The organism is Stieleria mannarensis, assembly GCF_014154935.1.
Taxonomy (GTDB): domain Bacteria; phylum Planctomycetota; class Planctomycetia; order Pirellulales; family Pirellulaceae; genus Stieleria; species Stieleria mannarensis.
The window spans coordinates 47,872-63,292 of sequence record NZ_JACEHH010000006.1; the positions used below are offsets into that span (position 1 = coordinate 47,872).

Here is a 15,421-nt window from a genome sequence, read left to right on the forward strand (position 1 = left end):
CATTAACCTCCCTGTTTCACTCTCACGTGAAGCGTTCTGGTAAAATTGCCGACCGTGCCGGTGGAAGTTAGCTCCACCGTTGCGTCGCCGCCGTCGGCGACACTGACGCGATAGATCCATCCGCTGCCTTGGGGGTACTCGGTGGCTGGGATTCCGTCGCGCCAGGAGATGTCGTCTTCCAGGTGCGCGAAAGCATCGTTCAAACCTGCTTCGGCCAAGTAGCGTGCCTCGTCCCACTCGCGCGTGTTTCGAAGTGCCATGTAACGCATCATCTCCGCATCAAGTGTCGCCACGGCCAGGGTGCTGACCAAGGTCATGACAAAGATCGCGAGCAACAGCGCCGCTCCCCTGCGACTTGCAAAACGCAGACGATTCGAAATACGAATTGTGGTCATCGTTTGCACCTCAGATGATTCACCATGACCGGATCCAGACTTTGGACTGGGTGGTCCGTTGGGGGACGGCCGATCGTGGCAGCGTCACGGTTGCTTTGACTTCGATCACGTGGATCTGATCCGGATCGTTCGTCGGCGTAACTCCATCGGCCGCAAAGCTGGAAAATTGCAAGGCGTCAATGTCGTGGGCAAGTTGCGACTGCGACGGAAGCGACGAGTCTTGAAACGTGACAACACCGCGCTGGCCGGATCGGCTGGGATACCATTGCCAGGTTGCGGATTGATCGTTCGGCATCGCCAGTGTGATGGCATTGCCGTCGGGGACAATCGTGACGACGCCCTTTGCTTCACGGGCCGTGCGAACAAAATGCCTGGACGTGGCGTGCATCTGTTGCAGCACCGCGTATTCGCTGTCGATCGTATCCCACGACTGGCGTGCGGTCCGCAACACGAGCGACAATCCGGTCATCACGCCGGCAAGCATGCTGCCGGCGATCACCAGTTCAAGCATGCTGACGCCACGGCGGCGCCTGGCAATCGCGCCGTAGCGGAAGCCGCCAAGGCTTTCGGCGCGTGGTGCGGCGCGCCGGCCGATACTCTTGGCGAGTTCCGCTACTGGAGTTGCCAGCTGCGGAGGGAATCTACGGCCCATTGAACTCCCTCGCGTAAGACTCCAGTTTGGCAATTTTCGTTGCCAGGTGAACGCGTTGCTCTTCGGCGTCCAGGCTGTCGTCGGCGTCGTCGTCGTGCCAGACCAGGACATCGATGGCCGCGAGTGATCCGGGGCGTCCGCCGGCGGCGAGCGCATCGGACTTGGACACCTGGAAACAGACGTCGGGTTGTCCGAGGCTGCTGAAGTTGCCCCGATGGGAATTCAATTCCCACCTGGCAGCCGTGTAGGCCAGTTCTTCTTCCAGTTTGCCGGTGCACAACGCCAAACGGGTTTCGGCGCGTTCCAACGCCTCGGTATTTGCGATCCGCGTGCGGGTCAGTTTGAGCGCCGGAACGAGCGCAATCGAGATCACGATGGTCGCCGCAATCAGCTCCAACATCGTCTGTCCGTTTCGCAGGTTCGGCTTGTTCATGGCGACGATTCTTGCGTCCTGATCATCCGCGTCCAAGGTTCGACCTGGACGGTGTAAGATCGATTCGGGCCTCGCAGTTGTGCCGCAAAGGGCTGTGACCCGACCCCTTCAAAATCGAACCACATCTCGGTCGCATTGGCAGACACCCGCACGCGCTCGGCGACCGCATGCGGTCCCTCGACGGTCACTTTCGAACCGTCCTGGTGGCGGCGGACGACGGCCCAACTGGTGGCCGCCGCGGCGGGGCCTTGCATCACGACGCCGTGCGGATCGCCGGTGCGAATGGCGGCTCGCTGGGCGTGAAGCATGGCCAGCGACAGCAATCGTGCTTGCGAGCGGGCGCCCGTATCCCCAAACGTGTCGCGACCGAATCGCATCAAGGCCGCGGTTGCGAACACACCCAGCAGGGTGACCACGACCAGCAACTCGATCAGGCTGAGACCGCGACGATGGTGATGACGTTGGAACACGGGGACATCTGAGGGCTCGAAACGCTATTTGATCACGCGGTGCGTCGTTGCATCGAGCTGATAGGCCGAATTGTCGACCGGGTTCGGCGGGATTCCTTCCGGGAAATACTGAACGTCCGCCGCAATGTCGGACAGGTTCAGCTGCGGGTAGCTTCCTTTTTCGAAGTACCAGCGTTCAACCGCGGCATTGATCTCTGCGATATTCTGCTTGTTGACTTCTTGTTGAGCGGCCAGTTTCGAACTGGAGATTCGCGGAACGACGACAGCGGCGATCACGGCCAGAATGGTGACGACGGCCAACAGTTCCAGCAGTGAAAAACCGGTTCGCTTGGCGTTTGTTGTACGTTGCATGGTGTGTCTAAATGGAGAGGCGATGGGAGTGCCCACACGATGAATCGATCCGATAGGATCAATTTCGGGGCCGACGCGTTCCGGTCGATGGGCGGGAACGCTCGGTGCTGAAAAATAGGTCAAAGCAACCGAGAAAGTCCCCCCTTTGGCCTAGTGATGATGCCCGTTTACCCTCCCGGTTGATTCATCGATCGCGTATCGAGTTCCGTCAACGGGGCAGCGGGGAAGACCGTCGGGAAAGAAGCGGACGTCGGCTCCGATGTCGGAAAGATCGCCCGACGGCCAACGTCCCCTTTCACGACGCCACAAAGACACCTGCACTTCGATGACGGCCTTTCGCAATTGGCAACTGCTGTCGCTGGCCTCGCGTGCGCCGCCGCTGATCCGCGGCACAATTGCGACCGCGATCACACCCATGATGGCCAACGCGGCCAACAGTTCCAGCAAGGAAAGGCCGCGCCGCCGTTGACGGTTCGATGTGTGTGATGCCTTCAATGATTCACCTTTCCGATCAAGTCGAACATGGGCAGGTAAACGGCCAGCAAGATCCCGCCGACGGCGACGGCCAAGACAATGGTCAGGATCGGCTCGATCGCGCCGACCAACGCATCGGTGCTGTCTTCGACGTCACGGCGGAGGTGCTTTCGGATCTGGTGCGTGACCGGAACCAAACGCCCCGTCCGTTCACCGACAATCACCAATTGGTTCACCACGGCAGGGAACAAGTCGCCTTCGCGTTCCAGTGACTGGCTGAATCGTTCACCGCGCCGGATCGCCGTGTACAACCCGAGGATCTTTTCTCGGACATGGCGGTTGCCGATCGCGCGGCCGGCCGGCGGCAAGGCTTCGGCCAAGGTGAATCCGCTTTCCATCAGATTGCCCAAGACGTCGGCAAACTGCAAAATCGCGAGATTGCGAAACCAGTCACCGATGACGGGGATGCGGATCAGATTGCGGTCGATCCATCGCCTCGATTGGACATTTCGGAACAGCGTGACCACGGCGACGGCAAGCACGATGATCAAACCCAGCAAATGAACGCCGTAATTCTGAATCATCACACTGGAATCGATCAACAGTTGGGTGATCGCGGGCAAGGTCGCGCCGGCGTCTTCGTACATTTGTTGGAACGTCGGAATCACGTACAACAGCATGAACGTGACACTTCCCGTTCCCGCGACGACCAGGATCGCCGGGTAGGCCAGCTTTTTGAGAATCATTTTGCGGTGGCCCGAGGAACGTTCCAGCTGTTCGGTCACCCGCACCAAGGCTTGATCCAGAGCCCCGGAACGCTCACCGACTTCGATCTGGCTGATCAAGGTGACGTTGAAGGCACTGGGAAACGCTTTCATCGCCGTCGAGAGCGATTCTCCGCCTTTGAGTGCCCGCGAAATCGAGGACAAAATGTGGTGGTACTTTTTCAGCGACCGGTCTCGCGTGACGGTTTCCAACGCATGCGTCAGCGAGACTCCGTTTTGGACCAGCGTGGTCAGGTTCCTGAGGAACAGGATTAAATCCTTTCGCTTGAATCGCCGCTGGGGATCATTGCCGAACTTGATCTCGTGCAATGTCTTGAACAGGTTCTGTGATTCGGCGTGCTGGTTCCCCGTGATGGCACGTGCACCGCCGTGGCCCGATGCGGTACTCATGGTCGCTAGCCCGAGAGTTTAAAGTAGACTTCTTCGATCGACGTGACGCCTTGTCTGGCTTGCTCCAATCCCATCGTGGCCAGATCCACCATGCCTTCGCTGCACGCGATGTTGCGCAGCGTGCTGCCGGGCATTCCGGATTCGATCGCATGTTCCAATTGCGGTGTCACGACCATGATTTCGAAAATCGGAACCCGGCCGGCATACCCGGTGCCACCGCATTGATCGCAGCCGACCGGTTCATAGAATGCACCGCTCAGGTCGAGATCGGCGGGGATCTCGCGACCTTGATAGATCAGTTCGACCAATCGTCGGTCCGGTTCGCACTTGCGTTTGCAGTTTTCGCAAAGCCGACGCAACAGACGTTGAGCGATGGAAGCGACCAGGGCACCGGCGATTTTGAAGTTGTCCAGTCCCAAATCGCCCAATCGAGCAACGGTGCCGACGGCGTCGTTGGTATGCAGGGTGCTGATCAGCAAGTGCCCGGTGAGTGCGGCTTGAACGGCTGTTGCGGCGGTCTCGTGATCGCGGATTTCGCCGACCAGGATGACATCGGGGTCTTGGCGCATCAGGTACTTCAGCCCGTTGGCGAATCCCATTCCGAATTCGTTGTTGGCGTGGACCTGGTTGATTCCCGGCAGGCGAAATTCAACGGGGTCTTCGATCGTCGAGATGTTTTTCGATGCAGAGTCCATGCTACACAACATGGAATACATCGTCGTTGTTTTCCCGGAACCCGTCGGACCGGTCATCACGATCATGCCGTGGGGGCGATCGAGCAGTTGTTTGACGGCGGCCAGTTGACGCTCTTGCATTCCCAACAATGAAAAGTCGAAGGTCTTGCTGGATTCATCGAGCACCCGCATGACGACTTTTTCGCCGCGGACACAGGGGATGCAACTGACGCGAAAACTGGCGCGGGTCTCTCCGTCTTGGATCGTCAGGTTTCCGTCCTGGGGGCGTCGTTTTTCGGCGGTGTCCAAGTCGGCCAACACCTTCACGCGGCCCACCAACGCGTCCTCCGAATCCCCCGGCACGGTCATGATCTGGTGCAATTGCCCGTCGATCCGATAGCGAACTCGCATCTGCGGCGCGTCGGGTTCAAGGTGAATGTCACTGGCTTCGGCGCGGACGGCTCCCATCAGAATCGCGTCGAGCAATCGCACGACCGGGGCGTCACTGTCTTCCAGGTTTTCATCGCCATCGACGATTTCCGAGACTCGCTCGTTGAGTTCTTGGATGCGGATATCGACAGCGGTCTGCTTGGCTTTGATGCGGTCATCGAAGGCCGATTCGAGCATGCGGTCGATGTCTTCTTCCAAACAGATTGCCGGTTCGACCTGATAGCCGGTCATCAATTCGATTTCGCTGATCGCCTCCATGTCGCTGGGGTTGATCATCCCCAATCGCAACACTTTGTTTTGCAGCTGGACCGGAGCCACCTTGCGGCGTCGGGCGAACGATTCTGGGAGCAACCGAACCAGTTGCCCGTGCGTGTCGTGTTCTTCGAAATCGCAGAACGGCAATTCGTATTGTTCGGCGAGTGCTTTGCCCAGCTGATCTCGCGTCACCAAACCGCGCCGCAGCAGGAAAACGCCCAGTTGCAGTCGCGTTTGACGCTGGTCGACCAGTGCGGTTTGCAGTTGCTGTTCGGTGATGACCCCGTGTTCTAAGAGAATGTCACCGATGCGGCGGATCTTCACGCTGCTCATCGTCGTTCCCCTAGGGTTCTCGGTGAGAGCCGACGGGCTCGACATGAGGATTCAGAAGTGCGACCAGCTTGGTTTCCAGAACGACCGGATCGTAGGGCGAGATTACAAAGCTTTTTGCGCCGGCCTTGTATGCGTTTTCGACTTCGACCAGATCCCCGCGGCTGGAGATGCACATGATCGGGATATGACTGGTGCACTCGTCGGATGCAATTTTTTCGACCCAACGGATCCCTTCGCCCATTTCCAAATCGAGGTCGACCAGCACGGCATCGGGCAATCCGGCCGTGAGCGCGTCGGCCATCTCGTCGCTGCTGCTGACCCCCGTGGTCCGCATCCCAAGCAGCTCGAGACGAAACACCGTCACTTCCAACACGGTTGGATGAGCGATGTAGACCAGGATCTTCTTGGCTTTGGAATTCATTGCACGCGTTTGAAGACGCCGGTAAGAATGACGCCGGGATTGGCGACAGTGAGGTTGACGACTGTGGGATTGACAACACTGGAGGCTGTTGCGGTGTCCAAACGCTAGGTTGCCGAAACCTACGGTCAACCGAAGACGTGACAGTTGGCAAAGATCGCATAGAACCGACCCGAGATCGCCCTCAACCCGAGGGAAAACCGCCAATTGCTCGGCCGAAACCTCCGCGGGGTGACGGCGTGTCACAGAGTCCGACAGAGAGGATTCCCTGAACCGATTCACACCACGACCAATCGTGACAAAAAGCAAACGCTCCGTATCGTTAAACACTTTTCGACGCGTCTGCTCAGCGGCGCTCGCCACGGTTGTTTGTTGTGTTGGTTGCACGGGGCCAGGAGAGTCGACGGATCAGCCGCATGTGGACCGGTACCAACCAGTGGATTTGACATCGATTGATTCCGAATCGGACGCAGCGCCGGCATTGGCGGTGACTCAGGTCAGTAACGATTTACCCCCAGCCAATCTGAACGAGGTGTCACCGGATGCGGAGCCATCGACCGTAATGGACCTAACGACAGAGGTCTCGATCGAGCAACTTGATCTGCCGTCGATCCCCGAGAACGTCAACTTCTTTTCTCCCCCGAAAGCAAAGACGGTCAAAGTCGAGGTGGAAACGCCGCAGGAGGAAACCGAGCAGGCCATCATTCGGCTGATCGGATTTGTGACGACCGATCCGGACAACACGTCATCAACGCTGGCATTGTTGCGTGTCGGCGGCAAGCTGGTGCCCTTGCATGCCGGAGAGGAATTTGATGGTATCTCGATGATATCAATCAGTTGCAGAGAAAGGTCTGCGGAGATTGGGTATCTGGGTGAGCGATTGACGTTGGTGATGATGAACCAACCGATCGAAAACCCGGCGGTCGAGGGGCCGTCACCGAGACGCCGCCGGCAACGAACACCGAGCCGGGTTCCGATCTCCCCCCCAGGGGAAATTCGCGAGGACTTCCAATTGCCGGATCCTGGATGGGAAACGCCTGCCGATCCCGATCTGGGGCTGAAATCCATCTCCGAGGAATTGGAAATTGCACTTCCGGACGACCTGCCGTTGCCGGAGATGCCAGAGTTGCCCGAACTGGAGGGTTTGCCGGAGCTGCCTTAAGACATCACCTGGGCTCGGCGATTCTCTTTGACACCATCCCACCGGTCTGCTGCCGTGACGCACCGCCTCTTTCATTGCCGACCAATCATTGTGATGGTGCTCGTTGCGCTTGGCTGGACCACGACGGTCTGGACACGAACGGTCCATGCGGCCAACTACTACGTTCGCAAAACCGGCAACGACAGCAACCTGGGGACGAATCGCAACCAGGCGTTTCGCACGCTCACCAAAGCAACCTCTGTCGCAGGACAAGGTGACATTCTGTTCGTCGGCGCGGGGACCTATGACGAAAACGTCGTCATCAACGGCAGCGGGTCAAACGCGGCGGGATGGTTCGTGCTGTACGCGGACCGAACAGGAATCTACACCGGGGACAAAGGCGACGTCATTGTTCGGCCTGCGACGAGGACCTGGACGGTTCGAGTTTTCAATACCGGAAACATCCTGTTCTTCGGTTTCGCATTCGAAGGCAACCCCGCAATCGACGACCGCAACTATGGCTGTCTGGTCACCAACACCGCGGGCAGTGCCTACTACCTGAATTGCAACTTTCATCGCTTGACCTATGCCCTCCGCGACTTGGGGACGCACCGGTTGTTCGCCAGCGGGTGCAAATTTCAACGAGTCAGGTATGGCATTTACACGTCGGGGATTCAATCGACCAACGTGATCAATTGTCAGTTCGCCGCGACGCAATACGGGTGCATCGGGTATGACGGAAGCGGTGTTTCGGTCACGCGTTCTCGTTTCACCGATCGCGTCGACGCAAATGATCCGGCAACCAGCACACGGGGCGTCTACGCGGCCCGCACGGCGCTCGCGGTTTCGCGTTGTGATTTCAGCGGCAGTACGGTCGGTGTCTATGGCACGGCACTGAAACAGGCCGCAATCACGCGTTGCAATTTCCTTGAAACCACCTCGCATGCCGTCCGCTGTGACGGCGAATCGTTGTCGATCAGCCGTTGCAGCGTCAAAGACGGGCACTACGGTGTGACGCTTGGTGACACGACGGGCAAATCCGCGACGCTATCCGATTTGGACATCGAATCCATGCGAGTCGGAATCACCGCGCACCAGGGCGACTACGATTTCCGCAACGTGACGTTACGCGGCAATAAGTATGCGTTGTACCAGCGTTCGGGAAACAAGCGGCTGACGCTGTCGAAGCAGGACCGTATCGATTTCATCGACAATGACTTCGCCATCTACACCAACCATGCAAAAGGCGAAGATGCCGATTTGATATTGTCCGATCGAGACTTGAGCGGTAACGCTCGAGGACTGGTCAGCTATCGAACCCGCGTGTCGGTCGACAACTGTACCTTCGGCGGAACTTCGATGGGGGCGTACGTGTCGGACAGTCAATCGGTGCGGATTTCTGATAGCACGTTTGGCGGAAACCCGGCCGATCCCAAGTCGTGTGCATACGGACTATACGCGCGATCGGACCAGATTGATGTCCAGCGATGCAGTTTTATCAACTCCAGGTACGGGATCACAATCCACAACACGTCGGACAATCCACCGCTGTTGAGAAACCTGATTTCGGAAAACCACACCGCGGCGGCGTTGTATTTGCGCAACGGGACTTGGACCTACACGGATGCCGACAACAACGTGTTTCGGGGGGCGCCACGCGGCGTGATGGCAAACGCAGTGACATGGTCGATCCGAGACGTGACCACCAGCGAGACCTGCCAATACCCGATCATCGATTACTACGGCGAGTGCTCGATCGCCGACACGACGGCCAAGGGGACGACCACGGGTTTCTATGCTTATCGGTCCAAGGCGATTGACATCACCAATTTGACCGTCAGCGGATGCGGATCCTACGGGGTCAGGATCAATGACTGCACGAACGTCCGAATCGGCAAAAGTACATCACGCGGAAACGGCCATGGGGCTTACGTTTACAGCAAGCAGAACGCCATCCCGGAGATACGTGATTGCGACTTCTCGGGCAACACTGGATACGGATTGCTGATGACGGGGACAACGATCACCCCGGCGTCCGCCGGCAACCTTCAGCTCAATCGCAACCGCTACGGTCTTCGCGTCAACAACCAACCGTTGACGTTGACCCCTGCGATGAATGTCCAGGTGACTGGTAACCAATACGGCGTGCTGTGCCAAAATGACCAGCTGACGTTGACGGGGATCGAATTGGTTGGCAATGACGTCGGTGCGTATTGCAGTCGCGGGCGTTTGTCGATCGAGCAATGCAACGTGGCTGCCACCAACTACGGGGTACTCGGTTACCTGGACGGCGCGTGTGAGATCGCGGAAAGCAAATTCAACGATGCTGCGTACGGGATCTACTTGCGCAGCGTCGGCACGCAGGGTTCGCCGATTCGAATCAGCAAGTCACGGGTGGTGGGGGCAACCCGATGTGGCGTCTACGTTCGGGGCGACCCGGCCAATCAAACCGCCGTCCAGATTCGTGACTGCAGCATTCGCAATGGTCGGCAAGGGTTGGTGTACCGTGATGCCGTGGTGACATCCGACAACGTGCATTTCGCCGACCTGTCCAGCACGGGGGTTTATCAAGCCGGCGGATCGGGCACGATCCATCGTTGCACATTCACTCGGTTGACCGGCAGCTGGGGGATTCTGGCCCGAGGTGCCCGCTGCGACATCAGCCAATCGTCAATTCTGGCAGGACGATACGGGATCGCGATGCAATCCGCCCAGGGTTCGGTCACCAACTGTGTGATCGCCGGAACCGATTATGGGATTCACCTGCGTGGTGCCGACGCGATGTATTCGATCGTGCAGACGACCGTTGCAGCGGCAAAGTTTTTTGGTTTGATCCGCTATTCCGGCGACACGACGGTCAGGAACTCCATTTTTGACGTCACATACTACGGGCTCTACAACGCGAACCCGGATGGTGTATTCGACCACCAGTACAATTTGGTTCATGCGTCGCGTCGGCCGTACACCAACAGCGGGCCCGGCATTGGAGAAGTCAACGACCCGCCGCAATTCGTCGATCCCGGCGGTGGCGATTTTCACTTGGCGATGGGATCCCCAGCGATCAATTCGGGCCTCGATCTGTCGGGGCTGGTTTCGATCGATTTGGACGGAAACCCCCGCCCCAGTTTTCAAGGCTATGAGATGGGGGCGTATGAGTTCATGGAACCCAGCGGATCGATTCGCGTGTTGAACTGGGACGAAGTGGCTCATTAGGATCTTGCTGTTTGGTTGGTCGCGTCGTCCACTACCGCTGAAGGCGACGTGGAAGACACGCGTACGCGATGTCAATTCCGTCATGACGGGCTGGCAGCCGATCCTAGTGGTGCAGCACAAAAAAATCGCCGCGAAAGTTGCCTTTCGCGGCGATCGTCAGTTGGCAGGCCGTTGCGGAACGTTAGTTGTTTCGCAACAGTTCCTGGATTCCGTAGGTGAAGAAGGTTCCCAGGCCGAAGTTCAGCAGTTCTTCTTCCGGCTTGTATTGCAGGATCAGGGTGTCACCGGCTTGAATCAGCGGTCGTGATCTCGGATCGTTGATCGCCTTGGTCAAGTCGATCTCGATCGCGACTTGTCCGTTGCAGTCCGTCTTGCGAAGGATGAACAGACGTCCGGGCGGAATCGTTGCGATTTGTGAACCGATGCCTCCGATGCCTCCTCTGCCGCCAACGGAGCCGTAGACGCCTTGCCCGGCCAACGCCATCGCACCGAGCACGTCGAGGTCATAGTCACGAGGCAAAGGGAACTGACCGCCCGGCAACAACCCGCCGGTGTAGAAGATCTCAGTTTCGCGAGACTCGATGTAGACGATATCCCCATCTCTGAGTGTGATCTGTTCTTGGGTCAGATTGGACGATTCACCCGGGGGAAGCCGCAACGGGATTCTTAAGATGTTCGGATCCTCAGGCAGTTTTGGCAGGCAGGCACAGGGATCGAGCATGGCGGCCTGACGTTGGGCGCGGAATTTCTTCAGAAACGCTTCACGCTTTGCTTTGTTCTCTTTGCTGGCGCGAAGCACCTTGACTTGGTTCTTCGCATTGACACCCGGCAATCCGCCGGTTTCAACCAGGGCGTGAAGGATGTCGTTCTGATAGGCTCGAAGCTTGACCAGACCGCCGCTGGCACTGCGGTCGCTGCCGCCGAGGAGGAATTGTGCGCTGACGTTTTGCGTCGACAGTCCGCCGCCCCCGCCACCGTCTTCACGTACGACGATCACATCGATCGTCCGCTCCTGGATGATGGTCACGATCGGACGTGCTTTTTCGGGCCGAAGGATGTCGTTGTCGATGTAGGCATCTCGGATCGCGTCTCGGACTTGATCAAGTGTCAATCCGTCGACGTTCAGCGGTTCGATCAACGGTAGTGCCAATGATCCGTCTTCTTGGACCGCGATCGGATAGCCGATCGACGGCGGCAAGGTGCTTTCGGCGTCGGGGAAGTTGACCGGAGGCGGTTCCGGGGGCGCGTTGGGCGGATTGAACGGCAGCACACCTTCGATGTAAACGCCGAGGATGTCGTCGGGGCCGATCAGGTATTCACGCGGCGGTTCAAGTGACAGATCGGAGATGTCCACCGGAACTAGATCGTTCTTCGGTTCGGCGAAGTACTGCGGTGGCAGTCGATCCGCGGGCACGCCATCGATGGGTTGCGTCAACGCGGAGCATCCCGTCAGCGAACCGGCCAGCAACGCCGCCGCGGCCGCCTTGGCGCCGATGCAGCGAAGGCCAATGCGGAGGGCTGTGAGCAAGCCGTTGCGGCCGTCGCTGCGGTCACCGATGTCTTGCCGCGTGCGGCATGGCTGATCGGGGCCCATGTTAGCAATACTGTTATTCATCCCTGCACTCGTCACTGTAGGTTTTCAGCGTGTTTTGAAGCGACCACTGGCTGTTGCTATTCGAACTTAAATGGAATCGGGTCAGATTCGGCACTTGCGGTTTCGGGGACCGCGGCACCTTCGATCAGGAACCCCGAGGGGGCTTGTGATGCGCTGGGCTGTGAACCGGCGTCAATTTGTTCGGCCGGCATTTCGATCGAACCGAAGATCCCCTCGACCGGATCATCGCCCGGCGAACCGGTCGCACTGCTGCGATCTTCCAGTGTGAAAGTCGCTGCCGATTGGCGTGGCACCAAGCTGGCGGCCTCGGAAACAGCGCCCAACGCGTCCGCGTCAGATGAACCAGGTGGGCTTGATTGCAGCGAGGCGTCATCACCGATCGCGGGAACGCTCAGGATTTCTCCATCGATTGCCGGTTCGGCGACCGGGGGTGCGAGCGGTTCCAAGTGCATCGATTCGACGGGCGTTGTCGTCTCGATGATCCGAGTCGATCCGGGCACGATGATTTCCGGCGGGATCGGTTTGCCATCGGGGCCGAGCACTGCCTCGGCTGCGGTCGGTGTCGCAGCCGGGTCAGTCGTGCCGGCGGGTTGGGACGCCGGTGCCATGACCGGAGCTCGGCTCCAAAAGCCGACGCCGTCCTGCTCCGCCGCTTTGACCCCCAAGGGGTAGCCTGCGAACCAAGCGTCGATCGCCGCCTGCCCGCCTGGAGACTGGTATTTCCACCCCCAGTACTGGCTCGGTGCGATCGAAGGGATACACCCGTTCGAGCCGCTGGCAACGTCGATGTAGCCTTCAATGAAGCCTGCTTTGAATTCCGACAGATGCGGACGGTTCTTGTGGCAGTGTTTCTCTCGCAGCCACGCCTTGGTGGCGAAGACCTTGTTGCGGTGGGCGAGCATGAACTCGTCCAAGTATTCCGCTTTCCGGATCTGTCGGTAGGCGTTGGAGACCAGCGAGCATCCCGAGGAGCTTGCCAGCATCACGGCGGCTGTACCGGCCAAGAGAAACGATCTTAGGCGTCCCCGTGCGGTGCGTCGGCGTTGCGACCACGGGCCGCAGTCGCTTGGCGACGGCGGTGGTGTTTCGGTGTGACTTCCCGACGGAATCGGGTGGTGTTCGGGTGCGCTGGCCGCACGTACTGAACGAATCGCCATTTGGCCCCCCTTGGCTGCTGGCGGAATTCGAAGTTGGGTCATGCATTTCGGGCAGCCCACCGATTTCGGCGTACCGTCCTAGGGGTGTTTATCGCCGTAACGGTCAAAAGGATTTAGCTAAAACTGACGGAAACGGCAGCTGTAGGGGTTCTATCGCCTGTGTCGGCCGTTCCTTTAGTGACAATGCCGCCTCTCCGGAGGGGATATCCGGGCGGGCTTTCCCTCCGATCGTTCCAAAGAAAACCCAAAGTGAAGATTCAACTCATTCTCCTAGGCGGGTTGCGTTTTAGACTGAGTGCTTCTGTAATCGTCGGGTAAACTGTGATGACGACGATGTATTCCCCAGAGGGGACGATTCAGACAGTCCGCTTTCGATGTCTCGACTAACTTGCCGCGTGATACGACACCAATGATTTGGTTGACTCTGGTTTCTCTGCTCTGTTCCGTCCTCGCAGCGATGGTGCTTGTCCCGGTGGTCCGCTTTCTGGCTCGTCGGGTCGGATTGGTGGACGCGCCCGACGAGGAACGCAAACTCCATCGCGAGCCGATCGCGCTGTGCGGTGGCGTTGCAGTGTTCGCTTCGCTGTTGGTCGGATTTGTCTGCACCATCCTGTATGACCGCAGTTACGGTGATTTTTCGCTCGGCTATGTGACTTCCCAGTGGTACGGGCTGGTGTTTGCCGCTACCGCCATCCTGGTGGTCGGACTGATCGACGACGCATGGGTGATGCGTGGACGTCAGAAGTTGCTGCTGCAAATCCTGATCATTTCGGCGCTGGTCGGCAGCGGTACGGTGGTCGAAAAGGTCGGGCTGCTGGGGTTCGAGGTACACCTGGGGTCGCTGGCCTTTCCCGTGACGGTTCTGTGGCTGCTGATCGCGGTCAATGCGCTCAATTTGATCGATGGTGCCGACGGCGTTGCGACAACCGCGGGCTGCTTCATCAGCCTGGGCCTGGCGGTGCTCAGTTTGGAACACGGCACGCCGTTGGGGTGTATTTTCGCGTTCAGTCTGGCGGGCAGCCTGATCGGGTTCCTGTTTTACAACAAACCCCCGGCGACCATCTTTCTCGGCGACGCGGGCAGCATGGTGATCGGCCTGTTGGTCGGTGTGCTGTCGGTCTGGGGCAGCGTCAAGGGTTCGACCCTGCTGGCATCGGCGCCGGTCGCGATCCTGGCCGTTCCGCTGTTTGATTCGCTCGCCGCAATCGCGAGGCGGTGGCTGACCGGACGCAGCATTTACGCGGCCGACCGTGCCCACCTGCATCACTTGCTGCAGAAAAAATACGGACAGTTCGGGATGCTGTTTATCGTCGCCGCATTGTGCTCCTTGACCACCGTGTTGGCGATCGCGTCGGCGCATTATGCGATGCCCTGGCTGGCACTGCTGGGAATGTTTCTCGCCGGTGCCTTCTTGGTCGTGACACGCTCTTTCGGGCATGCCGAATGTCAGTTGGTGATGATGAAAGCGTCGCACATGACGCGTTCCTTTTTCATCACGCCGCAACAGTCGTCGCTGGAAAAGAATCACCGCTGTTTGCCCCTTCAAGGCAGCGGCGACTGGAACCTGATTTGGGAGCCCTTGGTCGACTTTGCCCAAATCCACAACTTGGCCAAAATCAGCATCGATCTCAATTTGTCCTGGTTGCACGAGGGGTATCACGCCAGTTGGTCCGACGTCCGTATGCCCGATCGCGACAATCAGGTACAAGTGAAATGGCCGATCGTGATCTCCGTCGGCCCCAGCAAAAATTCGGTCAATATCGGAATGCTGCATGTCGTCGCCTCGGTGACGTCGCCCAACGTTCACGAACGAATTGCGGATCTGAGCTTGCGGCTGGCAGACCTTGAACCGCAGATCCAGGTGATCATCGCGGAACTGGAACGCCAGCACGCCGTACCGGCGGAGGTTCAGGTGGCCGGAAACGTTCCGACGCCTCGGTATGTGAGTACTGAGCGTGCCGGCGAGCCGGCCGCGCTATTGCCCGGTCGCCATTGAGCGTTTGCTGTCCATTGAAGGCTTGCTGCCCCGCGTCCACGACCTTGACCGCCCCAGTGATTCGGGGCGAGTGTCCTTCTCCAGGTCGAGTGGGTTTGAGACAATCGCCAGAGCAATGCCATCGCCGATGGCGACGAACTTCACCGGATCTCCTCCCCGCATGATCGGAATAGCAATCAAAAGCGTTTTGCTACACACCAAACGGTGACAGGAATCGAT

Annotated in this window: 14 protein-coding genes; 3 read left to right on the top strand and 11 right to left on the bottom strand. The window is 58.7% G+C overall.

Annotated elements, in window-relative coordinates:
* Positions 1-2: 2 nt before the first annotated feature.
* From H1B37_RS06015 to H1B37_RS06055, 9 genes are all read right to left on the bottom strand, one after another.
* On the bottom strand, positions 3-395 hold the full coding sequence (locus H1B37_RS06015; RefSeq protein WP_182865730.1) for a hypothetical protein: 393 nt from the start codon (positions 393-395) through the stop codon (positions 3-5).
* 19 nt (positions 396-414) lie between these two features.
* Positions 415-1,047 (bottom strand): hypothetical protein, encoded by a 633-nt coding sequence (locus tag H1B37_RS06020; protein WP_182865731.1) that lies wholly within the window; start codon positions 1,045-1,047, stop codon positions 415-417.
* Positions 1,037-1,480, bottom strand: a complete 444-nt coding sequence (locus tag H1B37_RS06025; protein WP_182865732.1) for a hypothetical protein — start codon at positions 1,478-1,480, stop codon at positions 1,037-1,039. Before H1B37_RS06025 ends, H1B37_RS06020 begins: the two co-directional genes overlap by 11 nt.
* Positions 1,477-1,950, bottom strand: a complete 474-nt coding sequence (locus H1B37_RS06030; protein ID WP_182865733.1) for a GspH/FimT family pseudopilin — start codon at positions 1,948-1,950, stop codon at positions 1,477-1,479. Before H1B37_RS06030 ends, H1B37_RS06025 begins: the two co-directional genes overlap by 4 nt.
* Positions 1,951-1,974: 24 nt before the next feature.
* On the bottom strand, positions 1,975-2,301 hold the full coding sequence (locus H1B37_RS06035) for a type IV pilin protein (protein ID WP_182865734.1): 327 nt from the start codon (positions 2,299-2,301) through the stop codon (positions 1,975-1,977).
* A gap of 150 nt (positions 2,302-2,451) precedes the next feature.
* Positions 2,452-2,796, bottom strand: coding sequence for a type II secretion system protein (locus H1B37_RS06040; RefSeq protein ID WP_182865735.1), 345 nt, complete (start codon positions 2,794-2,796; stop codon positions 2,452-2,454).
* Positions 2,793-3,950: a type II secretion system F family protein gene (locus tag H1B37_RS06045; protein WP_182865736.1), complete on the bottom strand. Its 1,158-nt coding sequence runs from the start codon at positions 3,948-3,950 to the stop codon at positions 2,793-2,795. Before H1B37_RS06045 ends, H1B37_RS06040 begins: the two co-directional genes overlap by 4 nt.
* Before the next feature lie 5 nt (positions 3,951-3,955).
* A complete protein-coding gene (locus H1B37_RS06050; RefSeq protein ID WP_220498066.1) occupies positions 3,956-5,662 on the bottom strand; it encodes a GspE/PulE family protein in 1,707 nt (568 codons plus the stop codon).
* A 10-nt stretch (positions 5,663-5,672) separates the two neighbouring features.
* Entirely contained in the window at positions 5,673-6,083 is a 411-nt protein-coding gene (locus H1B37_RS06055) for a response regulator (protein WP_182865737.1), read from the bottom strand.
* 559 nt (positions 6,084-6,642) lie between these two features.
* Between H1B37_RS06055 and H1B37_RS06060 the strand changes: the two genes are divergently transcribed.
* Complete coding sequence (locus H1B37_RS06060; protein ID WP_182865738.1) at positions 6,643-7,242, top strand: hypothetical protein; 600 nt, start codon at positions 6,643-6,645, stop codon at positions 7,240-7,242.
* Positions 7,243-7,335: 93 nt separating this feature from the next.
* Complete coding sequence (locus tag H1B37_RS06065; protein ID WP_182865739.1) at positions 7,336-10,434, top strand: right-handed parallel beta-helix repeat-containing protein; 3,099 nt, start codon at positions 7,336-7,338, stop codon at positions 10,432-10,434.
* Between the two features lie 181 nt (positions 10,435-10,615).
* Here H1B37_RS06065 and H1B37_RS06070 read toward each other — a convergent pair whose 3' ends face one another.
* Both H1B37_RS06070 and H1B37_RS06075 read right to left on the bottom strand, forming a co-directional pair.
* A complete protein-coding gene (locus H1B37_RS06070) occupies positions 10,616-12,049 on the bottom strand; it encodes a polysaccharide biosynthesis/export family protein (RefSeq protein WP_286177454.1) in 1,434 nt (477 codons plus the stop codon).
* 56 nt (positions 12,050-12,105) lie between these two features.
* A complete protein-coding gene (locus H1B37_RS06075) occupies positions 12,106-13,206 on the bottom strand; it encodes a hypothetical protein (RefSeq protein WP_182865740.1) in 1,101 nt (366 codons plus the stop codon).
* Between the two features lie 409 nt (positions 13,207-13,615).
* Here H1B37_RS06075 and H1B37_RS06080 point away from each other — a divergent pair, with 409 nt between their 5' ends.
* Entirely contained in the window at positions 13,616-15,202 is a 1,587-nt protein-coding gene (locus H1B37_RS06080; RefSeq protein ID WP_182865741.1) for an MraY family glycosyltransferase, read from the top strand.
* Positions 15,203-15,421 lie beyond the last annotated feature (219 nt).